The organism is Providencia alcalifaciens, from assembly GCF_020271745.1.
GTDB lineage: Bacteria > Pseudomonadota > Gammaproteobacteria > Enterobacterales > Enterobacteriaceae > Providencia > Providencia alcalifaciens_B.
This window is the reverse complement of record NZ_CP084296.1, coordinates 3,899,606-3,923,945: the sequence shown is the minus strand read 5'-3', so window position 1 is coordinate 3,923,945 and position 24,340 is coordinate 3,899,606. Positions and strand designations below refer to the sequence as shown.

Here is a 24,340-nt window from a genome sequence, read left to right as displayed (position 1 = left end):
TGAACTCATTAAGGAATAAATAAAAGCGCTAGAAAGTTCTAGCGCTTGGTCATCATAGGAAATGCTTGCTTATTTCAGCGCATTCAATGCGTTTTCAACGCCAGCACCGTATTCTGGGTGCACTTTCTTAAACAACTCGATTTGACGTTTTTGTGTCTCTTCTGACGCTTCAATCAGTTCGCCTGCTAAACGTTGGAACATACGTTGATGTTCAGCATCGTCCAGCAATTCATACAGTGCACGAGGCTGGCTGAAGTAGTCCTCATCTTCACGGTGATTCCAATGATCAGCAGCACCTTCGATAGATAATGGTGGTTCACTGTAATCAGGTTGTTCTTGGAACATACCCGCGCTGTTTGGCTCATAGGTCACGGTATTGCTGCTATTGCCATCAACGCGCATTGCACCATCACGATGATAATTATGGAATGGGCAGCGTGGGGAATTCACCGGAATTTGATAGTGATTAACACCTAAACGATAACGCTGAGTATCCCCATAAGAGAACAAGCGGCCTTGCAGCATTTTGTCTGGAGAGAATCCAATCCCCGGTACGATGTTCGCAGGGCTAAATGCAGCTTGTTCCACATCAGAGAAATAGTTGTCTGGGTTACGGTTCAGTTCAAAATAGCCCACATCAATCAATGGATAATCTTTGTGTGGCCATACTTTGGTTAGGTCAAATGGGTTATAAGGGACGGTTGACGCCTCTTTTTCTGGCATGACCTGAATCTGTAAGTTCCAGCGAGGATATTCTTTACGTTGGATAGCGTCAAACAGGTCACGTTGAGAGCTTTCACGATCTTTACCAATCAGCGCTTCTGCTTCGTCATCCATGAGGTTTTCGATACCTTGCTGGCTACGGAAGTGGAATTTCACCCAAAAACGTTCGTTATTCGCATTGATAAAGCTATAGGTATGGCTACCAAAACCGTGCATAAAGCGATAACTTTTCGGTAAGCCACGGTCGCTGACATCAATGGTTAATTGATGAAGTGCTTCAGGTAAATGGGAGAAGAAATCCCATTTATAGGCAGCGCTACGCATATTAGTGTAAGGGCAGCGTTTGACAACGTGGTTTAAGTCAGGGAATTTCAATGGGTCACGCAGATAGAATACAGGGGTGTTGTTACCCACCATATCCCAGTTACCTTCTTCGGTATAAAACTTCATGGCAAAACCACGAATATCGCGCTCGGCATCAGCGGCACCACGTTCACCCGCTACAGTGGAGAAACGTACGAATAGATCCGTTTTTTTACCTACTTCACTGAATAATTTTGCGCGAGTATAACGAGTAATATCATGGGTGACGGTAAAGGTACCGAATGCCCCTGAACCTTTCGCGTGCATGCGACGCTCTGGGATCACTTCACGATCGAAGTGGGCGAGTTTTTCCAAAAACCAAACATCTTGCAACAGCATCGGGCCACGTTTACCCGCGGTCATCACGTTATTGTTATCTACAACAGGTGCACCTGAAGCGGTAGTTAAACCTCTTTTTTTCATTACAATACTCCCAAGCTATTAGATTTATAGGCTATACAAAAGTAACTAACTGGATGAATGTTTGTAGAATATCACTTCATCTCTATAATAAACTTGATAAATACTATAATAAGTAAAGAAATAATTATCTAATCGCTCTGACCAATTACTGTAATCATAGTAAGAAGTTTAGTCAGAAAATAATTAAATTGAAGTAACTCACTGATAAATTTAACTTATCGTGCGTTAAAAGGTGTTCTAACGTAAATTTAGGCAAAAAAGACTGAGTACGTGCACTAAATCACGTAACATCGTCATGATACTTTAATTTTTAATAATAAAGGAAATAATAATGCGCAAAGTTCTTTTAGCCGTTGCGGCAACATCCGCATTTTATATGGGGGCAGCCCAAGCGATTTCTGCTGATTTCAGTGCAGGTGAGCACTTTACCGAATTAAGCGGTGGTTTCGGAACCCAAGGTTCAGGATTAGCATTTAATGGTTCATGGGCGCGCAGTGACCACAATGGCGAGTTAGGTAGCCTAGGCGCAACGTTCGGTTTGCCATTAGGACCATTTAATGCCTATGTAGGTGGTAAAGCTCTGTATTTATCCCCTGAAGATGGTTCTAACGGTGCAGCAGCAGCCTTAGGTGGCGGTTTAAGCTGGCAAGCTCTGCCATCTTTAAGCTTCTACGGTGAAGCGTATGGCGCACCAGAATCACTGACTTCAGGTAGCAAATCTTATGTAGAAGCGAAAGCAGGTGCGCGCTATACCGTGTTTAAACCGCTGTCGGTTGATGCGGGTTATCGTCTGATTGAGATGAAGGGTGCGCATGATGATCGTAATGAGAAGCTGGCGGATGGGTGGTATGTAGGTGCCGGCCTATCCTTCTAATATTCTCGTTATATTTTGATTTGTGGCGTTGTTGGCCGCACTTGCTAACCCTGGTCGCATACTTATGTATGCTCCCTGGGATAGATTTTTCTTCATATTTCACGCTGTAGCGTTGTTGGCTGCTCTTGCCAACCCTAGTCACATACTTGTGTATGCTCCTAGGGATTAGCGCGTTTGCCGCCTAGCTACAACATGAACTATTTTGAAAAATAGCAGTGTTCAATTTTTTCAAGAGCAAAGCAAAAAGATAAAGCAAAAACACCCCATATTGGGGTGTTTTTTTATGTGTGAAATTTGTGAGGGATTAACCTACATTCGGTAGGAAGCCGGCCACAATGGCGAACTGGATGGCGATGACCGCAATACCACACAGCAGGACTAAAGTGAGGATTGGCGTGCCGCCTTTGACGCGGTAAATGCCATTGGCTTCTAACTTGCGTACGCGCATAGTTAATAGTGCCGGTATGATTAATGCTAAGACAGATAATGCGACAGCGGCGTAGGTCAATGCTTGGACGAAACTACTGAAGAACAATGCTGCGAGTAACGGGGGGACGAAGGTCAGCAGCGTGGTTTGCACACGACCAATGAAATCATTACTACGCTTAAATAAGTCTGCAAGGTAATCAAACAAACCTAAAGCCACACCTAAGAACGAAGTCGCTAATGCTAAATCCATAAACAGAGCAACCGCCATATTCACTCGTGGGGTGGCAACCACGTCACGGATTGCGGTTAATAATCCATTTAAACCTGAAGACTGGGCAAGGATCCCCATAAATGTATTGGATGGAATGGCCCCGAGAGTCGCAATCTGCCATAAAATATAGGCAACGAGAGGAATAGCACTCCCTGTAATGAAAATGATACGCAGCTTGCGTACATCCCCATTCATGTAATTGACTAAACTTGGTACGCTTCCGTGGAACCCAAAAGAGGTAAAAATCACGGGAACAGCGGCGAGTATAAGACCTTTTTCCAGCGGCATGGTGCTTAGGTTAACCGCCTCGGCATGGGGCATCATAACGGCAAGCATGATCACTAAGAAAATAGTTTTCGCCGTGAAAAGAATTCGGTTAATAAAATCGACGGAATGAGTCCCCACACAGACCACGGCACCACCAACAATAGTAAACATGATAATGGCAGTTTGAGTCGAAACGGTGAACCCCCACCAAGAGGATAGGCTATCAGAGATTAGCACTCCAGCTCCGCCAATATAGGCAGTTGTCAGAGCATACATCAGCAATAACATACTCAAACCAGTGACAACTTGACCGATGGGACCAAGGTACTTTTTCGCGACACTACCGAGACCCATATTGGCAGGATTATGCTGATAAACTTCGACCAGTAGTAATGAGGTATAACTCATTAGCATCCATAAACCAATTAACAAACATACTATTCCAGTGAAGCCAACACCTGCTGCCGCTAGCGGCATTGCTAGCATTCCTGCACCAATTGTTGTTCCTGCCACGATCAAAATACTGCCAAGGGTACGATTCTTCACAAATTCCTCTGATTGAATTCGGGTTATTAATAATTTAAGCAGATTATGCGATTGCGATTACTCTGTCAAATCTGAATTACAGTTCGTGTAAATAATAAATTACAGTCAAAATAAGGCAAAAATTCTATTAATGTATGGGGGCGTGACAAATTGCTCGCCAAGGGTGATTTTTTGTTAAGAATGAAAATAAGACGTGAAACTTGATGGGGTTTAAATGTTAAAAAATGGGGGTTATAAGATTGATTTTACTCATTATGTTATTTAACTGAGCATTATGGCAGCAACTAAAGGTAAATTTTGTGATGGGGGCAAAATATTAGGAATGAAAATAAAACAATATTGTTTTTTAAATTAATATAAATCAAATTAATACATTAAGACCCTCTAGATAATAGTGGAAACCTATAAATAAAGGATGGACCTATGGACTTTATGATTCAACTTGCCATTATACTTGTCTGCTTGTTCTACGGAGCAAGAAAAGGCGGTATGGCACTCGGGCTGCTAGGCGGTGTTGGCCTAGTTATACTTGTCTTTGGCTTTGGTTTACCTCCAGGAAAACCCCCTGTAGACGTTATGCTTGTTATCATTGCTGTTGTTGCAGCATCAGCAACCTTACAAGCATCAGGCGGTTTAGACGTTATGCTGCAAATCGCAGAACGTTTACTGCGTAAAAATCCAAAATACATTTCCATTGTTGCACCTTTCGTTACCTGTATTTTAACCATTTTGTGTGGTACCGGGCATGTGGTGTATACCATTTTGCCAATCATTTATGATGCAGCGATCAAGAATAATATTCGTCCTGAAAGACCAATGGCGGCGAGTAGTATTGGTGCGCAAATGGGGATTATTGCCAGCCCTGTTTCCGTAGCGGTTGTCTCTTTAGTCGCCATGTTAAATGGCGTGTCCATCAACGGTAAATCACTTGAATTTTTAGATTTACTGGCCATCACCATTCCATCCACCTTAATTGGTATCTTAGCAATAGGTATCTTTAGCTGGTTCCGCGGTAAAGATCTGGATAAAGACCCGGTATTCCAAGAATTTATTTCTGTTCCAGAAAACCATGATTATGTTTATGGCGAGACGGTTACGCTACTGGATAAAAAGCTGCCTAAAATTAACTGGGTGGCAATGTGGATCTTTTTAGCCTCTATTGTTGTTGTTGCTTTGCTTGGTGCATTCTCTGAATTAAGACCATTAATTAACGGTAAGCCGTTGTCTATGGTCTTGGTAATTCAGATGTTTATGTTATTAGCCGGTGCGCTGATTATTATTATCTGTAAAACCAATCCAGGACAGATATCCAAAAACGAAGTGTTCCGTTCAGGGATGATAGCTATTGTTGCGGTATACGGTATTGCATGGATGGCAGAAACCATGTTCGGTGCTCATATGGATGAAATCAAAGGAACGTTAGGGACTTTGGTGAAGGATTTCCCTTGGGCTTATGCGGTTGTTTTATTGTTAGTATCTAAATTTGTGAACTCACAGGCGGCGGCATTAGCAGCGGTGGTACCAATTGCTCTGGGTATTGGTGTTGACCCTGCATATATCATTGCTTCTGCACCAGCGTGCTATGGTTACTATATCCTGCCAACTTACCCTAGTGACCTTGCGGCTATTCAGTTTGACCGCTCTGGTACCACGCGCATTGGTAAGTTTGTTATCAACCATAGCTTTATCCTGCCAGGCTTAATCGGGGTGGGTGTATCCTGTGTGTTTGGTTGGATATTTGCTGCGATGTACGGTTATTTATAAAGATATCCGTCATACTTCAAGTTTCAGGCGTGTTAGCTGCGCTTAGCTAGTCGGGTCACATACTTGTGTATGTGTTCCGACTAATTTCATTTGCTGCCTACCTGCAACTCTAATTATTTTGGGCATTACTTTATAAGCAGAAAGTTTATAAGTAAAAAGCGATTGCTCGAGTCATCAAAGCAATCGCTTTTTATTGTTAGATATATCGTATTACTCGCGCCGCTACTCGATTTCAATATCGGAAAGTGGATGGCAGCAACAGGGTAATATCTCACCTTCTTGAACATAGGCTAAAGGCTTCTGTTTGTATCCAACCTTTCCCTTTAATAAGGTTACGCGGCATGAGCCACAGTAGCCTTCTCGGCATTGATATTCGACAGGCACTCGACTATCTTCAAGGGCGTCCAATAAACTGGTGTGAACATCAGTGTGGTAGGGGACTTGCACACCCTGCGTGAGACGCAGGGTGATTTTATGACTAGCCATAATTACAGTTCGAAGTCACTCAAATCATCGGTGTTAACTTCAGCGTCAATCTGACCGACTAAATAAGAGCTGACTTCCACTTCTTGTGGCGCCACTTGAACGTTGTCTGACACTAACCATGCGTTGATCCATGGAATAGGGTTAGAACGGGCTTCAAATGGTAATTTCAGGCCAACCGCTTGCATACGAATGTTGGTGATATATTCCACATATTGGCACAGAATATCTTTGTTCAGACCAATCATAGAGCCTTCGCTGAACAGATATTCAGCCCACTCTTTTTCTTGTTCTGCGGCATCCACAAACAGGCGATAGCATTCGTCTTCACACTCAGCGGCAATCTCTGCCATTTCAGGGTCATCTTGACCTGAACGTAACAGGTTCAGCATATGCTGAGTTCCCGTTAAGTGCAGCGCCTCATCGCGAGCAATTAGCTTGATGATTTTTGCGTTACCTTCCATCAATTCGCGTTCAGCAAAGGCGAAAGAGCACGCGAAGCTGACATAGAAACGAATTGCTTCGAGGGCGTTAACGCTCATTAAGCATAAATAAAGTTGCTTTTTCAGTGCACGCAGTGAAACCGTGATTTGTTTACCACCCAGCGTATGCGTCCCTTCACCAAACATATGGTAATAGTTGGTCATTTCGATCAGCGTATCGTAGTACTCAGAAATATCACGAGCGCGTTTTAAGATCTCTTCATTTTCAACGATATCGTCAAAGATAATCGCCGGGTCATTCACGATATTACGAATAATATGCGTGTATGAACGTGAATGAATTGTTTCTGAAAATGACCAAGTTTCAACCCAAGTTTCTAATTCTGGGATTGAAATCAGTGGTAAAAATGCCACGTTAGGGCTGCGACCCTGAATAGAGTCGAGCAGCGTTTGGTATTTCAGGTTGCTGATAAAAATATGTTTCTCATGATCAGGCAGCGCATTATAGTCAATACGGTCGCGCGCCACGTCAACTTCTTCTGGACGCCAAAAGAATGAGAGCTGCTTTTCAATCAGTTTTTCAAAAATAGGATATTTTTGCTGATCAAAACGAGCAACGTTCACAGGCTGGCCGAAAAACATCGGCTCCAGCAGCTGGTTATTTTTTTTCTGAGAAAAAATCGTGTATGAATGTGACATAACCATCCCTATTAAATTTTACAAGCCCCGCCTTCACAATCAGAATCTGCGCTTTCAACAACTTCTTCCAGATCCCCCTGAACATCATCAGCACCGTCGCGAGTGTTGTGGTAGTAAAGTGTTTTCACACCAAACTTGTAAGCTAACAATAAATCTTTTAACAGTTGATTCATTGGCACTTTGCCATTTGGGAAACGGGTTGGGTCATAGTTTGTGTTAGAAGAAATCGACTGATCGATAAACTTCTGCATGATCCCAACTAACTGCAGATAGCCGCTATTGGAAGGCATTTGCCATAATAGCTCGTAAGCCCCTTTCAGATTTTCATAATCTGGCACCACTTGGCGCAGGATACCGTCTTTTGATGCTTTAATGCTGATATAACCGCGTGGTGGTTCGATACCATTGGTCGCGTTCGAAATCTGAGACGAGGTCTCTGATGGCATTAATGCAGATAGCGTTGAGTTGCGCAGACCATACTGTTTGATCTCTTGGCGCAGAGCTTCCCAATCGTAATGCAGTGGTTCGTCAGTTAATTTATCGAGCTCACGTTTGTAAGTGTCGATAGGTAACACGCCTTGTGCATAGGTAGTTTCATTGAACCACGGGCAAGCACCTTGCTCTTTCGCTAATTCATTTGAGGCTTTCAGTAAGTAATATTGAATCGCTTCGAATGTTTTGTGAGTCAGATTGTTGGCGCTACCATCGGAGTAACGAACGCCGTGTTTTGCTAAGTAGTATGCGTAGTTAATCACACCAATACCTAGAGTACGGCGGCCCATAGAGCCTTTTTGTGCCGCAGGGATTGGGTAATCTTGGTAGTCTAATAGTGCATCTAATGCACGAACCGCTAAGATAGCTAACTCTTCTAACTCATCGAGGCTTTCAATCGCACCTAAGTTGAATGCAGATAGCGTACACAGGGCAATTTCACCATTTTCGTCATTGACGTTATTTAATGGCTTAGTTGGCAGTGCGATTTCCAAACACAGGTTGGATTGACGAACAGGGGCAACCTGAGGGTCAAACGGGCTGTGGGTGTTGCAGTGGTCAACGTTTTGAATATAGATACGGCCTGTGGATGCACGTTCTTGCATCATCAAAGAGAATAATTCTACCGCTTTTACGCTGGATTTACGGATTTTTTCATCTTGCTCATATTGCACATATAGGCGTTCGAATTCGTCTTGATCAGCGAAGAATGCATCGTATAAGCCTGGAACATCAGATGGGCTGAATAGGGTGATATCTTGGTTTTTGATCAGGCGTTCATACATTAACTTGTTGAGCTGTACACCGTAGTCCATATGACGAACACGGTTTCCTTCAACACCACGGTTGTTTTTCAGCACTAATAAACTTTCTACTTCTAAGTGCCAGATAGGGTAGAACAGGGTTGCTGCACCACCACGTACGCCACCTTGAGAGCAAGATTTTACCGCAGTTTGGAAATGCTTATAGAATGGGATACAGCCAGTGTGGAATGCTTCGCCACCACGGATTGGGCTACCCAGTGCACGGATGCGACCTGCGTTGATACCGATACCGGCACGCTGAGACACATATTTCACGATAGCACTTGAGGTTGCGTTGATAGAATCAAGGCTGTCACCACACTCAATCAGAACACAAGAGCTGAATTGACGTGTCGGTGTGCGTACCCCCGCCATAATTGGCGTAGGTAAAGAAATTTTGAATGTTGATACCGCGTCATAGAAGCGGCGGATGTAATCTAAACGGGTTGCTTGTGGGTAATGAGAGAACAAGCATGCAGCAACCAGAATATATAAAAACTGGGCGCTTTCGTAGATTTCACCGGTGACACGGTTTTGAACTAAATATTTCCCTTCTAACTGTTTAACAGCTGCGTAGGAGAAATTCATATCACGCCAGTGGTCAATAAAACCATCCATTTGCTCGAAATCTGCTTCAGAGTAGTCTTCCAGCAAATGCTTATCATATTTACCCATCTCAACCAGATGTTTTACGTGGGCATATAATTTTGGTGGCTCAAACTGACCATAGGCTTTTTTACGCAGGTTAAAAATCGCTAAGCGTGCAGCAAGGTATTGGTAATCTGGTGTTTCACCGGTGATTAAGTCAGCCGCGGCTTTAATCATCGTTTCGTGAATATCAGAAGTTCTGATCCCATCATAAAACTGAATCTGAGAACGTAACTCCACCTGTGAAACTGATACGTTACTAAGACCTTCCGCCGCCCATGTAATAACTTTATGGATTTTGTCGAGGTCAATGCGTTCTTTATGTCCGTCACGTTTTGTGACTAACAGACTCTGGTTCATGAGTAAGTACACCTTGGTTGGGGTACAAATAGGGAGTTCCAAACGTAAAAAAGCTCATGATGACGAATCATGAGACTTGTATATTAAATTTGGGAATACCACTATATGTAGTAGTTTGTTAAGAATCTAATAACAAGATAATGTTAATGCGGGATTTTATCAAGTGTACAAATCCGATAGTTTTTGTGGATAACAGCTGGATAAGAAAAATTGATCATGTCGGTAAGCAGCATGAGAAGTGGAGTTGCTAAAAATTGACTTACCGACATTTGACTAAAAATTATTTTGTAAAGTTGAGACCGTTTGCTGTTTTCTTAAACGTACCGCTTGCTATTTATTCGCTGATGCTATTCGCTGATCGTGTGCAGCATATAGTTCACATCAACGTTAGGCCCTAACCAGAATTTATCGGTGATTGGGTTATAATGCAATCCAATCATATGTTGTTCTTTTAACTGTGTTTTATCGACCCAGCTAATTAATTCAGAGGGACGGATAAATTTATTGGCATCATGCGTACCCTTTGGCACGATTTTCATCACATATTCCGCGGCAACAACCGCCATCAGCCAAGCTTTTCTATTGCGGTTAATGGTGGAAAAAATAACGTGCCCGCCAGGTTTGACTAATCTCGCGCAGGCTCTGACAACAGATTGAGGGTCAGGGACGTGCTCAAGCATTTCCATGCAAGTGACAATATCGTAGCTCTGAGGGTGTTTATCCGCATGTTGTTCGACAGTTTCTTGGACGTATTCCACAGGAATACCAGATTCCAATGAGTGTAAACGAGCGACCATTAACGGGTCTGCTCCCATGTCTAAACCCGTGACATCCGCACCTTCGCGCGCCATGCTTTCAGATAAAATACCGCCACCGCAGCCAACATCGAGGATTCTTTTACCGAAAATGCCGTCTACACGTTGCATGATATAGCCTAAACGCAGGGGATTAATGCGGTGTAATGGGGCAAACTCGCCTTCAAGATCCCACCAACGTGACGCTATCGATTCAAACTTTTCAATCTCTTGTTTGTCGACATTCAAATACGTTTGGTCTTGGGTATCATTCATCTGAGGAACTCCTATATCTATTTCTATCCGCGCATTACTTATTTTTACCTATTGAACTATATTTATTTTGCGAAATGTAAATATAGACTGGAATGAGTAATGGGACGATAGCTGCCCGTGAGTTAATTTATTGGGATTATGGACCAAATATGAAAATCCTTGAGAGACTATTGCTTGAAATTCTACAAGATTCGGACACATAAGCTCATTTTTCCGCTATTATACATAGCTTGAAAGACAAATACTCACTTCTCTTATCTCTTAATTAAATAAGGGAGTTGTGGTATAGTTTACTCTTTGAATCTGAAGTTATGAGGGACAGTGGTTCCATGAGCGAGATTGCCAGAGAAATCACCCCAGTCAATATCGAAGAAGAACTGAAAAGTTCCTATTTGGATTATGCAATGTCCGTTATCGTCGGTCGTGCACTTCCAGATGTTCGTGATGGACTGAAGCCAGTACACCGCCGAGTGTTATTCGCGATGAATGTACTGGGAAATGATTGGAATAAACCCTATAAAAAGTCTGCCCGTATCGTCGGGGACGTCATCGGTAAATACCATCCACATGGAGACAGTGCCGTTTATGAGACCATAGTCCGTCTCGCGCAGCCTTTCTCTATGCGCTACATGCTGGTAGATGGTCAGGGGAACTTTGGTTCAGTTGACGGAGACTCCGCCGCTGCAATGCGTTATACGGAAATCCGTATGGCGAAAATTGCCCATGAAATGCTGGCTGATTTAGAAAAAGAAACCGTAGACTTTGTTCCTAACTATGATGGCACAGAGCAAATCCCAGAAGTGATGCCAACGAAGATACCTAACCTTTTGGTCAATGGTTCTTCGGGGATAGCGGTTGGGATGGCAACTAACATTCCTCCGCACAACTTAGGGGAAGTGATTAATGGTTGCTTAGCTTATATAGAAGACGAAGATATTAGTATCGAAGGCTTGATGGAACACATCCCTGGCCCAGATTTCCCGACTGCCGCTATTATCAATGGCCGTCGTGGTATTATCGATGCGTATCGTACCGGTCGCGGTAAAGTGTACATTCGTGCGCGTGCCGAGGTCGAAGTTGATGAGAAAAATGGTCGTGAAACCATTATCGTCAACGAAATTCCTTATCAAGTGAACAAAGCGCGCTTGATTGAAAAAATTGCGGAATTAGTTAAAGAAAAACGCGTTGAAGGCATCAGTGCACTGCGTGATGAGTCTGATAAAGACGGCATGCGTATTGTCATTGAAATTAAGCGTGATGCAGTCGGCGAAGTGGTACTGAATAACTTGTATTCACTGACTCAATTGCAAGTTTCTTTCGGTATCAACATGGTGGCTCTGCATCAGGGGCAACCAAAAATTCTGAATCTGAAAGATATTATTGCCGCGTTTGTTCGCCATCGTCGTGAAGTGGTTACTCGTCGTACTATTTTCGAACTGCGTAAAGCCCGTGACCGTGCTCATATCCTTGAAGCATTGGCTGTGGCACTGGCTAATATTGACCCAATTATCGAATTGATCCGTAAAGCACCTACACCAGCGGAAGCAAAAGCTGGCCTGATTGCCCGTTCTTGGGATCTGGGTAATGTTGCTGCAATGCTGGAACGTGCGGGTGATGACGCTGCTCGTCCTGAGTGGTTAGAGCCGCAATATGGCGTTCATGAAGGCAAATATTTCCTGACTGAACAGCAAGCACAAGCCATTTTGGATCTGCGTTTACAGAAATTAACCGGTCTTGAGCATGAAAAACTGCTGGAAGAGTACCGTGAACTTCTGAAACAAATCGAAGAATTACTGTTTATTCTGCGTAGCCCTGAGCGTTTAATGGAAGTTATTCGTGAAGAGTTAGAAGCGATCCGTGATGTTTATAACGACCCGCGTCGTACTGAGATCACTGAAAATACCGCAGATATCAATATCGAAGATTTGATTAACCAAGAAGATGTGGTGGTAACGCTATCTCACCAAGGTTATGTGAAGTATCAGCCATTATCTGACTACGAAGCACAACGCCGTGGTGGTAAAGGTAAATCAGCAGCACGCATTAAAGAAGAAGACTTTATTGAGCGTCTGTTGGTGGCGAATACCCACGATACTATCTTGTGTTTCTCAAGTCGTGGTCGCTTATATTGGATGAAAGTCTATCAATTGCCTGAAGCTAGCCGTGGTGCTCGTGGACGTCCAATTGTGAACTTACTGCCACTTGAGCAAGATGAACGTATCACCGCGATTTTACCAGTGCGTGAATACGAAGAGGGCTATTATGTCTTTATGGCTACCGCGAGCGGTACCGTGAAGAAAACCCCTCTGCAAGATTTCAGTCGTCCAAGAAGTGCCGGTATTATTGCCGTAAACTTGAACGAAGGCGATGAGCTGATTGGTGTTGATTTAACCAACGGTAGCAATGAAGTCATGCTGTTCTCTGCGCAAGGTAAAGTGGTGCGCTTTGAAGAAGATGCCGTTCGTGCGATGGGACGTACAGCGACAGGTGTTCGCGGTATTAAATTAATGGACGACGATAAAGTTGTTTCTTTAATTATTCCTCGTGGTGAAGGCCATATTCTGACCGTGACTGAAAACGGCTTTGGTAAGCGTACCGAAGAAGCAGAATACCCAACAAAATCTCGTGCAACTCAAGGGGTTATCTCCATTAAAGTGAGTGAGCGTAATGGTCAAGTGGTTGGCGCTATCCAAGTTGAGGATACCGACCAAATTATGATGATTACGGATGCAGGGACTCTGGTTCGTACTCGTGTTTCTGAAGTTAGCGTTGTTGGGCGTAATACTCAAGGTGTGACGTTGATCCGTACTGCTGAAGATGAAAAAGTAGTTGGTTTACAACGTGTTGCTGAAACTGAAGACGATGAAAATGCCGATGAAGAGGGTATTGATGTTGACGGTGATGCGCAGGCTGATGTAGACACCGAAGAGTAAGTATTATTCATCAATGAAACGGGCGGATTATCCGCCCGTTTTTGTATCTTTACACTAGCAATATACATGGAAGTTATTGGTTGTCGCTTTTCATTGAGTTAATCGAGTATACTCAGTATTAGTGATAATGTACTTGTAGGTAACGGATTGAGATATTTACCCTCGTTTAAAACATCCCTTAGATTATCTAGAGATCTTTTTCGTGTCCTAGGCGTTATGCTATGGGGAATGGGGCTTTTCATCACGCTGTTTTTCCTTTACACGCAGTTTAATGAGCATAAATCTGATCTACGCCAGCAATTCCATTCTGGTTATGAAAACCTGCAAGTTTATATTCAGCAGTCAAATGCTACACTTCGCCTTATTCACTCCATGACGGAGCAGCAGCGAGAACATCAACAAAAAGTGGGTATTCAACAAGAAGAAGTCACTTTACCCACATCCACCTCATACTCGCTATACCCACTCATACCATCGGCAGATTGTGATGTATTTAAGCAGCGAACTCAGAACTACCTTTCTGCCTTTGAACAACTCAATATTTTCTGGAAAGACAGTGTTGCGGTACCTCAAGGCTTAAACCACGTATTTGTTTTTGGAACCGGCAGTTATTGCATGATGGATTATTCAATTCGTGCTGCAGTTTCTGATATTGATACGTTAAAAAAAGTGGTCTATGACAATGTGCGGATCTACAAACAGCTAAGACAGCAGGGGCAAGAACGCAATTTATATACCATTACCCACAGTTCTCAACCATCAAACGGTCAACTCTATTTGATGATCCCTATTTATGAGAAAAGCTTAATTGTCGGTTTTGTTGGGGTTGAGCGTTCGCTCAATTTAAATCAGTTCAATCTACGTAATAATCCAGCTGTTGAAATTATATTAATTAATTCATCAAACCAGCCTGTTTTGTACACTTCATCGGATGAGAATATTAAAAGTTCCCAATTATTGACGTCTGGAGAACAAAACTATTTCGGGTTTAATTCTGACTACACCCAATTATTTTTTAAAAAGCGCTTATCATCTTCCCAGCTTACTGTTATCTACTCTATTCCAACGTCATATTTGATCGGAAATTTAAAAACATCCATCATCTATGCTGTTTTAATTAATGTTTTATCCGGTGGATTAATTTTCTTTTTAATCTGGTTATTAGAACGGCGGATGCTGGAACCTGCGGCAAACACCGCAATTCGTTTAGAAGAACATGAACAGTTTAACCACAAAATTGTGGCATCAGCGCCTGTTGGGATAATTATCCTTAGACTGAGCGATGGCGGAAATATTTTGAGTAATGAGCTTGCCCATAATTATTTTCGCCTACTCAGTGAGGATGATAAATTGCGTATCTTGACGATTATTCGTCAAAAATCCAGTAACTATATTGATGTAGTGGCGACAAGCGGCACACACTTACAAATTAGTTTCGTCAATTCGCGCTATCAGAATGAAGATGTAGCCATTTGTGTACTGATTGATATTAGCATCCGTGTTCAGATGGAAAAATCATTACAGGATGTCGCTGAGGCAGCGGAACAAGCCAACCAAGCCAAATCCATGTTTTTGGCTACCGTCAGCCACGAATTAAGAACACCACTATATGGAATCATTGGTAATATCGAATTATTACAACGCTATGATTTATCAGATAAAGCGCTTCGGCTTGTTTCTACGATGGATAATTCATCGTCTCTGTTATTGCAGATTATCAGTGATATTTTAGATTTCTCCAAAATTGAATCAAAGCAACTGAAAATAGAAAATAAATTATTCAATTGCCGTAACGTCTTTGCGTATGTGCTCGCAAATTACGTGCCATTGGCAACCAAAAAACAAGTATCTCTGTACTCTTACATTGAGCCTAACATTCCCGATTTAATGCTTAGTGATCCTGTGCGATTACAACAGGTTATCTCTAATATTGTGAATAATAGTATAAAGTTCACGGACTCTGGCTTTGTGATGCTGCATGTTTGGAAAGATGAAAATTATTTAAAAATTGAGGTCAAAGATTCGGGTATTGGAATGACCTCGGCGGTGGTTATGCAATTATTTGACCCATTCTTCCAAGTTTACGATCAAAATAATGGGCACAAAGGGACAGGGTTAGGGCTCGCTATTTGTGAGAAGCTCATCAACTTGATGGATGGTGATATTGGGGTGAATTCTCAAGCGGGGCTGGGAAGTACGTTTACGATCCGCATTCCACTATATGGCCAGCAATATTTAGTCCCCATTATTCCGGAGTACCGGAAAAATTATCGTATAGTCGTAACGGGGCAAAATGCATTCTTGATTGATTTTCTTGTAAGATTACTCGAACACCACCATTTTAATGTGGTGACGGCCTCATCCATTGATGTCAATGAGACGTATGATTTGTTGATCACGGATAACCAGGAAAATATTGCCTTACAGAATAGAAAATTACTCAAACTCAGTAGTTTATATTCAGGCGAATTATTTGAAACTCAACCAAATAATTGGCTCTATAACACTTATCAGCTCGATAAGTTGCCCATGTTGATTGATAAAATCATTGTTAAGCTGGTTGAAGACACTAAAGAGAGTTTAGAGAACCATGATCTTGAAGATGCCGATACAGATTTGAATACGTTTAAAGTCTTGATTGTTGATGACCATCCCATTAACCGAATGCTATTGACAGAACAGCTAGCTAGCATTGGTTTTATGACAAGTACTGCAGTCGATGGATTAGATGCATTGAAATTCCTTGAGCATAATCATGCGGATATTGTTCTTTCTGATGTGAATATGCCGAATATGGACGGTTATCAATTGGCGCGCACGTTGCGAGAACAAGGCTTTAAGCAGCCTATTGTGGCATTAACGGCAAATGCAATGGCGGAAGAGAAGCAGCGTTGTCTTGATGCAGGTATGAATGATTGTCTCTCGAAGCCTACATCGATTGGTGTGCTACGGGAATCGCTGGTGAAGTATGTTAAACCCAGTGAATAAATTACTGCTTAAATAGCTACTCTATTGAATAGAAAAAATAAAAGCCCTATAACGGGCTTGAGGTTGATGACAAAGAGGGATAAAAGCGTGTTTTTTCCCTCTTTGTGTTATCAGGCAAAAAGTGTTATCAGGCAAAAAGTGTGATCAGGAAAAAAGTGTTATCAGGCGAAAATCAATAAATTGATTTACCTTGTTAATTTTACAACCCAAAAGGGCCATTTCCAAACCTGATGGGGTTGTCAATGGTCTGAAGCCCTGAACGGGCTTCTATTTTAGCGCAAAAAAACAGTTATTCAGAAGGGGTATTATCGATACTGACTGATGAAAGGTAATTCAGCAGTGCGATATCATTTTCAACACCCAGTTTTAACATTGCCGATTTTTTCTGGCTACTGATGGTTTTGATGCTGCGATTCAGCTTTTTAGCAATCTCAGTGACTAAGAAGCCTTCCGCAAATAAGCGTAGAACTTCACTTTCTTTTGGTGATAAACGTTTATCGCCATAGCCACTCGCATTCACTTTTTCAAGTAATTTACTGACGCTTTCAGGGGTAAATTTCTTCCCTTTTTGTAAGGCTGCTAGCGCTTTTGGTAAGTCAGCAGGCGCGCCTTGTTTTAGTACGATACCTTCAATATCAAGCTCAAGAATAGCACTCAAAATAGCCGGATTATTGTTCATTGTGAGGACAATAATTGATAAGTCAGGGTAGTGGCGCTTAATGTATTTAATTAATGTAATACCATCGCCGTATTTATCGCCAGGCATAGACAAATCAGTAACCAGAACGTCTGCATTCAGGCGTGCTAAGTTATTAATTAAAGAAGTAGAATCTTCAAATTCACCGACGATGTTTACCCATTCAATCTGTTCAAGCGACTTTCTGATACCGAAAAGAACAATAGGATGATCATCGGCAACAATGACATTTAGGTTATTCATATTATTGGTTACCTTCTGGCATTAGTCTTTTCACTGAGACATCCAGTTCTCTAATGCAATTTTTTATTTCAAATCCGTTTTCATCTGCTATGTAATGCTCCAAATCTTCACAAAGTTTATGAAGATAATGAAATTCAAGCATAGCAAAAACTCCTTTTAAACGATGTGCAGTGTCTTTTAATTCGGTTAAATTCGCAACACTTTCACTATTATACAGTTTATTAATATCTATCGGTACTGTTGAGATAAACAAATCTTTATAATCGCTCTTTGAGAGAATTAAATGATAGTCTGAAAGAATGCTATTGATGGAATTATTCGATTGAGAGTTATTTTCTTGTAGAACGAGTGATGAAGGTAGCTCGGATTGATTATTATCTTCTACTTCATCCGCTTGTTCTATCAATAATGAGATAGCCTCGAGAAGTTCATCTGCGAAATTGTAGTTAACTTCAATGTAATTTTGGTTAATACAATTTATTGAAGATAGATTTCCCTTAACTTTAATCATGTTATTAAAGGAAATATCATCATTGTCGGCGATCAATAGATCCCAGTTACTATGCTGCGAGCTTTCATCGATATCAAGAAACTCAGCACCATAATGGGATAAGGTCTGTTTAACAATTCGATGCGTATCAATATTCTGAATATTTAAACGAATATAAATATCTTCAAGCAGAGCAGGGGATTCATGGCTTTGCATTTGAGGTTGCGCTGGAAGCCTAATTTGATAGTGGCTACCGATGGTATCACTTGACTTGATACTAAATGTTCCCTGCATTTTTTTCGTTAATAATTTGCAGAGATAAAAGGTCATGCCGGAACGCTTAAATTGATATGAACTTTGCGTTTTCCCCGTGAATGGGCTGTGCAAGTTATTCAATTCAATATGAGATAATCCAATTCCACTGTCTTTTATATCAATAGAAACTTCATTTTTTTCTGCAAGGTAGTCAATTGAAACGACAATTTTACCAAAGGCTGTGGTTTCTATTGAGTATTCCCAAATTGATTGAAATAAAATCTGGAAATAAGCTAGATTATTTTCAATTAATGAGTCCGGATTAATATTGTTATAAAAATAGAATGAAAGTCCTTTCCGATTTAAATGGGTTAAGTTTTGTTTAAGGTATTGGTTAATCACCTGACCAACAGCAAATTTTTCTGTTTTAAACTCAATCTGTTGAGTTTCAAGCTGGCTAATAAGCTCGATATTTCTAAACCAATTATTGATATAAAACAGTTGGTTTTGAATTTCAGATAATAATGGATTTTTAGGCTCGTCGAATGAAGTGCTCAATTGATTAAATTTGGTATCAATCTGGTTAATGACCGGCAGAACTTCCTGACAAATATTCTCGAAAACCACGTTTCTAAGTTGAATATTTCTTTGATACTCACGCGTAGCCATTTCTTGGCGTTTCTGCGTCAAAACTTCTTTATCTTTATCTATGATGATAAACAAAATGGTATTTTCTTTAATTAAGCTCTTCACCAAAATAATTTCATAGATATTGTTTTCTATGGAAACTTGAATGACATCATTATGATCGGTTGCCATCTCTTTGATATGAATCAGGTCCATAGACGGCAATAAGTGGTTCGCGATACTGTTGCTCAATAATTTTTTATTGCTATTAAAATCAAAGACTAGGATGCCATAAGAAATATGGTTAAGAATGTCATTATTAAGGGAATCTTTAAACTGAAGCTCATCCAGCATTGAAGCATTAGGTGAAATAATTCGCTTACGGATAAACATTGTGGTGATCAGCGCTAAAACACTGACGGCAATCATGCAGGTAATTAACCAAAAATTGTAACTTAGTACCCCGAAAATAATACTTTTCAGCGAAAGGGTATAGTTAATCTGGTAATTTGTGCCTTCAATGGGTTGAGATAACATCAGGTTGGTACCAACGAGGTCGCTGGTCGCTTGGATATTTTCTTGATTATTCGGTCGTTGCGAGAGTGAAATATCATCGCCCTGTAATGTAAAAGGGAGGATTGAATTGATAGAAATATCAAAGGAGATCACGCTACTTAAGCGCCCTGGTGAGTTAAAGACTAAACGATAGGTATAGAAGTAAACATTATCCTGCGCATTTTTCTGCATATTAGAGATAACTTCACGGCGATCTAATAATGTTGATTGCGTGATCATATCAGAGCGTTTATCTTCGGCCGTTAGCGTTAAATAACTTTCTTTATAGCGTAACTCTGGCTTTAGAATGGAAGAGGTTGTGACTAGTACTAAGGAGTTGTCTTGCCCATTCAGGTAGTACATGGAGTTAAATTCATTCCGTGCCCCCCATACAATCTCCATATAGTTTGCGAGCTTTGCCGCTAAGATTTTATTGCTTGGTTTATTGAGACCAAACACAACGGAATCAATGGTCTGGTTATTACTACTTAGCCAATAAATATCGTGGCGCATTTCTGTCACGGAAATGTCACTAACAGAGTCTGGTGTGGTTTTATCATTCGCCAGCTTATAGATGTGGCCCGCTTGATAGCGATAATCTTCAATTTGATAAGCGAGCCGATTAGCAAGGGTGTTGATAGCGGCTTGGTGCGCTAACATCCATGCGTGATAATAATTATAGAGTGACAATGAAAGCATTGTGACGAGTAGCACAATAAAGGCAATAAAAATGCGAGAAAGAACATTCGGTTTTAATAATAATTGTTTGTACATACAGTTCCACGCTGTCACACTGGCAAATTAGATTAATCAGATTAAAAATCATACGCCTAGGCACGCTATAGACACCGATTTTGCACAGATATTAGCATTTTTTTAGGGCAATAGAGAACAATTGAGTGAAGATTAGTCAAATGAACAAAAAAATGCAATTATTTTACTGTCAGGGGTAGACAAGCCCCCGGGATTCCTCCATAATCGCGCCCCATGGAGAGATGGCCGAGCGGTCGAAGGCAGCGGTCTTGAAAACCGCCGATGGGCAACCATCCTAGAGTTCGAATCTCTATCTCTCCGCCAAATTAGCCGGCTTAGCTCAGTTGGTAGAGCAACTGACTTGTAATCAGTAGGTCACCAGTTCGACTCCGGTAGCCGGCACCAAATAAGAACCCGCTATATCGAAAGATATAGCGGGTTCTTTCTTTATTAATTATCTGTATCCTCAATTTCACCTTGTATTTTCAGTACATTTCTGTCGCTAGGATAAGCTTTCAGTAATCTTTATATGCCATGTAAAGGTATATTTGATGATCATTAACCAAACGCATGATGCCTTCTTTTTGTCATGATGCAGGTTAATGAGGCTCAACATGAATACCCATCAAGATGACATCAACAAAGCAACTGAGAAAATTATTGCTTAGGCAGAGTGAATTCAGCGCGTTATTGAAAAATACTCTGATTATCTTTCTGATGAAGATGAGGCAAAATTTGCGCAGATAATTAAAAATATGAATGGTAAGCTGAATCAGTAATTATTTCCGCAACCCGCTGAGCTGGAAGGGATTGATTTGAATTTTAACAAGTTAAATAAAGAGGATTACAATGCTAAAAGTCATTGCTGAAGATTTTATCAAGCCGGAAGCGGTAGAAATCGTGTTGCCACTCTATAAGGCACTTGTTGAAGCAACAAAGAAAGAACCGCTATGTATCGCTTATGACCTTTATATTGATGAAAAGGATCCTGGGCATTTTGTTTTTATTGAAGAGTGGCCCAATCGAGCCGCATTAGATTCACATTGTGCATCTGAACACTTCCAACGATTAGTGCCGATGATTAACCACTATCAAAGAGCGGAGCCTAAATTTATCTTGATGGATGCGGCGTTTTAACACGGAGTAGTGCACTTAAATATCCACTGTAAAATGCATCCAAATAACGTCTCAGAAGTTTCCCCCTAAATAGTCGGTGTATTGTTTTACTATAGAAGGGGGCTTTGGGTTTACATTCAACTTTATCGAATTATAGCCAATTCTGAAACATAAAATATGACAGTGTAAATACAAAAATGACCATTAGATGCTGTAAAACGTTTAAGAATGTAAGAAAGCGTCTGACCTGATTCATTGCTGCTAATCCAAATAAAGAATGACCTAAATTAAAGGGTATATTTAGCGTAGCAACCAAATAAAATTTTGCGAGTAAATATCACATAAGTAATAAATTAAATTTCAAATTATGTAAAAGTAGCTAGATATATAGGTAGGTTATATTCAAAGCCATCTTTAATCTTTTAAAGATGGCTTAGGTTATAAATAAGAGGAACCAGGATAATTAGTCCTTAATCAAAAACTCTCCTCATACTCTCGAGCTTTTTTCTCATCATAATTGTGTTCCCATTTGGCGATAATCAAGGCGGCCAACGCGTTACCAACCACATTAAGTGCGGTTCTTGCCATATCGAGGATACGGTCAACGCCAGCAATAAAGGCTAAACCTTCTAATGGAATACCCACAGAACCTAACGTTGCCAGTAAGACGACAAATGAAACCCCTGGAACCCCCGCAATACCTTTGGAAGTGATCATTAAGGTAAAGACTAAAATAAGCTCTTGCCCTAATGACAGCTCAATACCATATAGCTGAGCAATAAAAATGGCGGCAATGCTCTGATATAACGTTGAGCCATCTAAGTTAAATGAATAACCAATTGGGATAACGAAACTGGTGACGGATTTTGGCGCACCATACTTTTCCATTTTATCCATAATACGTGGAAGTACAGTTTCAGAGCTGGCTGTTGAATAAGCAAGAAGCAGCTCATCCTTTAATATTCTCATCAACGTGAAAATATTGATTTTGCAATAACGAGCCACAATTCCAAGTACCACAACGGCGAAGAAAATAATCGCACAGTGAACCAAAATAACTAACTTCAGCAGTGGTACCAATGAAGTAAATCCAAAGTTTGCAACGGTGACGGAAATTAATGCAAACACCCCGATTGGTGCATACATCATGATCATGTTGGTCACACGGAACATGGTTTCAGAAAAGGTTTGCAGAACATCTAACAGCGGTTGTTTTTTTGCTACTGGTAAAGAGGATAACCCTAAACCAAATAAAACCGCGAAGAAGATCACCGGAAGCATATCGCCACTCGCCATAGCAGCAAAAATATTGCTCGGTACCAAAGATAATAAAGTATTCACGATCCCTGAAGGATGGCTAGCAACCTCCTGCGTCGTTTTTTGGTACTGAGAAATATCCACTTGAGTGAGCTGAGACATATCAATGCCCACACCTGGTTGGAAGATATTGGCAAACGAAATGCCCACAATGATGGCAATGGTAGTAATGACTTCAAAGTAAAGGATCGTTTTGAAACCCAGCGTACCTAATTGTTTTGTATTTCCGACACCGGCTATCCCCACAATCAAGGTCGAAATGACGATAGGCACAACAATCATTTTGATTAATTGAATAAAAATCTTACCTGCGGGAGAGAGAACATTCAGTATTAACCAATCTTTGTATTCCACGCTTTCATGCAATAAAGCGCCAACGATAACACCTAAAATAAGCGCAACTAGAATCTGCCACCCTAAACCAAATTTAAATGGTTTTTTTGGAACGATGTTGTTTAATGTCATAAATAATTCTCGTTTATATTAATAATATTTAACATTGTATTTTTATTATGCTCAGTTTTATAACTAATATTCGGAAAAACCACAATCATTTATTCGAGAAAGTAGAGTTATTTACAATGGTTATCTATAACAAAGTGTAAATTAAGTTGCTGAAATTAGTTGATTTGTTAATTTATATTTAAATTTGTATCTGCATATGTTTCGATATTAATTATAAAAAGCGATTAATCTAATCCATAAAAATTGTTAAATACAATTTTTGTGAGTTAAAGTTTTTATGGGGTGTTTAATTCTGCAATATCTATGCAAGGTTATTTGCATAGATACTGAATTAAAAAAATAGAGGGGGAACAAAAGGCGTGGAATAAGACGAGCAATCTGCAAGATTGAGGATTTTATAGTCGTGATTGGCTACGCTTGTAGGCGGCAAGTAATGTTCGTTCAGATAAATCGAGGTAGTGTAAAAGAGCAGTGGCCGCATCTTGATTTCGACCTGCATCAAGTAACTCTAAAATAGCTTGGTTTTTATCAATGTAGGGAGCGTAGAGCAGTTTGGCATCATTTAAATGACCAAAGGCTAATCGTAATTCAGCGGTGATATTATGATAAAGCTTAATTAACCTTTCACTGTCCGACAATTCCACAATCGCGGTATGAAACTTCATATTGGCGGTACCTACACCCACCCAATTTTCCGTTTTTTCATGTTCCCGAGCTTCAGCGACAGCAAGTTTCATTGTTTGAACGGCGGGATGCAAAGCATAAGCATGAGTCAAGGAATCACATTCAATTAATCTACGTACTTGGTAAATATCAATAATCGCCGCCATATCAGGGACGGAAACATACACACCTTTATTGGGGGCGTAGGTGAGTAGACCTTCTTGGGTTAATACGCGAAAGACTTCCCTTAAGGTATTACGGGAAATATCCAGCTCTTCACTTAATGCGGCTTCTGATAAACGTTGTCCCGGAGTTAACTCACCAATAGTAATTTTATGGCGGATGGTTTCTGCGATAGTGACTGACAACGTTTGTGCGACGGGCTGTTTTTTCATAAAAAGGCGAGCCTAGTTGAAGAAAAGTAGGGTGAACAGTTCATTAAAACAGGTATTTAAGCGCTATCTTCACATATTCGCCGTAGGGCAGCAAGATTCCTTTTATGCACTAATTCAGGGCGTTTTTATTTTTGAGCACTAAATTGGTGCTTTGACGTATTACGGCTCTCATCCTTAATGTTACA

Annotated in this window: 15 protein-coding genes and 2 tRNA genes; 7 read left to right on the top strand and 10 right to left on the bottom strand. The window is 40.8% G+C overall.

Annotation, left to right across the window (positions count from 1 at the left end):
* Positions 1-69: 69 nt before the first annotated feature.
* Positions 70-1,509: a catalase gene (locus tag LDO51_RS18210; protein ID WP_225575686.1), complete on the bottom strand. Its 1,440-nt coding sequence runs from the start codon at positions 1,507-1,509 to the stop codon at positions 70-72.
* Between the two features lie 331 nt (positions 1,510-1,840).
* On the opposite strand from LDO51_RS18210, the gene LDO51_RS18205 reads away from it, so the two are divergent.
* A complete protein-coding gene (locus LDO51_RS18205) occupies positions 1,841-2,383 on the top strand; it encodes a YfaZ family outer membrane protein (protein ID WP_225575685.1) in 543 nt (180 codons plus the stop codon).
* 304 nt (positions 2,384-2,687) lie between these two features.
* On the opposite strand, the gene tyrP is transcribed toward LDO51_RS18205, so the two are convergent.
* Positions 2,688-3,836: a tyrosine transporter TyrP gene (tyrP, locus tag LDO51_RS18200; RefSeq protein ID WP_423810950.1), complete on the bottom strand. Its 1,149-nt coding sequence runs from the start codon at positions 3,834-3,836 to the stop codon at positions 2,688-2,690.
* Between the two features lie 483 nt (positions 3,837-4,319).
* On the opposite strand from tyrP, the gene LDO51_RS18195 reads away from it, so the two are divergent.
* On the top strand, positions 4,320-5,660 hold the full coding sequence (locus tag LDO51_RS18195) for an anaerobic C4-dicarboxylate transporter (RefSeq protein WP_225575683.1): 1,341 nt from the start codon (positions 4,320-4,322) through the stop codon (positions 5,658-5,660).
* Positions 5,661-5,882: 222 nt separating this feature from the next.
* Here LDO51_RS18195 and yfaE read toward each other — a convergent pair whose 3' ends face one another.
* The 4 genes from yfaE to ubiG form a co-directional block, all read right to left on the bottom strand.
* Positions 5,883-6,146, bottom strand: coding sequence for a class I ribonucleotide reductase maintenance protein YfaE (gene yfaE / locus LDO51_RS18190; RefSeq protein WP_225575682.1), 264 nt, complete (start codon positions 6,144-6,146; stop codon positions 5,883-5,885).
* A 2-nt stretch (positions 6,147-6,148) separates the two neighbouring features.
* Complete coding sequence (gene nrdB, locus LDO51_RS18185) at positions 6,149-7,285, bottom strand: class Ia ribonucleoside-diphosphate reductase subunit beta (RefSeq protein ID WP_225575681.1); 1,137 nt, start codon at positions 7,283-7,285, stop codon at positions 6,149-6,151.
* Between the two features lie 11 nt (positions 7,286-7,296).
* Positions 7,297-9,588, bottom strand: a complete 2,292-nt coding sequence (gene nrdA / locus LDO51_RS18180; protein ID WP_225575680.1) for a class 1a ribonucleoside-diphosphate reductase subunit alpha — start codon at positions 9,586-9,588, stop codon at positions 7,297-7,299.
* Positions 9,589-9,935: 347 nt separating this feature from the next.
* The gene (gene ubiG / locus LDO51_RS18175) at positions 9,936-10,658 is read right to left on the bottom strand and encodes a bifunctional 2-polyprenyl-6-hydroxyphenol methylase/3-demethylubiquinol 3-O-methyltransferase UbiG (protein ID WP_225575679.1); all 723 of its coding nucleotides are present in this window, start codon (positions 10,656-10,658) and stop codon (positions 9,936-9,938) included.
* Positions 10,659-10,987: 329 nt separating this feature from the next.
* On the opposite strand from ubiG, the gene gyrA reads away from it, so the two are divergent.
* Both gyrA and rcsC read left to right on the top strand, forming a co-directional pair.
* Entirely contained in the window at positions 10,988-13,591 is a 2,604-nt protein-coding gene (gene gyrA, locus LDO51_RS18170) for a DNA topoisomerase (ATP-hydrolyzing) subunit A (protein WP_225575678.1), read from the top strand.
* 147 nt (positions 13,592-13,738) lie between these two features.
* Complete coding sequence (rcsC, locus tag LDO51_RS18165) at positions 13,739-16,579, top strand: two-component system sensor histidine kinase RcsC (RefSeq protein WP_225575677.1); 2,841 nt, start codon at positions 13,739-13,741, stop codon at positions 16,577-16,579.
* A 289-nt stretch (positions 16,580-16,868) separates the two neighbouring features.
* Here the strand turns inward: rcsC and rcsB are convergent, their stop codons facing one another.
* Positions 16,869-17,519, bottom strand: coding sequence for a response regulator transcription factor RcsB (gene rcsB / locus LDO51_RS18160; protein WP_154628155.1), 651 nt, complete (start codon positions 17,517-17,519; stop codon positions 16,869-16,871).
* A 1-nt stretch (position 17,520) separates the two neighbouring features.
* On the bottom strand, positions 17,521-20,220 hold the full coding sequence (gene rcsD, locus LDO51_RS18155) for a phosphotransferase RcsD (protein WP_225575676.1): 2,700 nt from the start codon (positions 20,218-20,220) through the stop codon (positions 17,521-17,523).
* A 215-nt stretch (positions 20,221-20,435) separates the two neighbouring features.
* Between rcsD and LDO51_RS18150 the strand changes: the two genes are divergently transcribed.
* From LDO51_RS18150 to LDO51_RS18140, 3 genes are all read left to right on the top strand, one after another.
* Positions 20,436-20,523: transfer RNA gene (locus tag LDO51_RS18150), tRNA-Ser, on the top strand.
* Between the two features lie 5 nt (positions 20,524-20,528).
* Positions 20,529-20,604: transfer RNA gene (locus tag LDO51_RS18145), tRNA-Thr, on the top strand.
* Positions 20,605-21,048: 444 nt separating this feature from the next.
* The gene (locus LDO51_RS18140) at positions 21,049-21,336 is read left to right on the top strand and encodes a putative quinol monooxygenase (protein ID WP_154599427.1); all 288 of its coding nucleotides are present in this window, start codon (positions 21,049-21,051) and stop codon (positions 21,334-21,336) included.
* 453 nt (positions 21,337-21,789) lie between these two features.
* On the opposite strand, the gene gltP is transcribed toward LDO51_RS18140, so the two are convergent.
* Together gltP and LDO51_RS18130 are read right to left on the bottom strand one after the other, a co-directional pair.
* Positions 21,790-23,097, bottom strand: a complete 1,308-nt coding sequence (gene gltP / locus LDO51_RS18135; RefSeq protein WP_225575675.1) for a glutamate/aspartate:proton symporter GltP — start codon at positions 23,095-23,097, stop codon at positions 21,790-21,792.
* 395 nt (positions 23,098-23,492) lie between these two features.
* Complete coding sequence (locus LDO51_RS18130) at positions 23,493-24,155, bottom strand: GntR family transcriptional regulator (protein WP_225575674.1); 663 nt, start codon at positions 24,153-24,155, stop codon at positions 23,493-23,495.
* Positions 24,156-24,340: the final 185 nt, after the last annotated feature.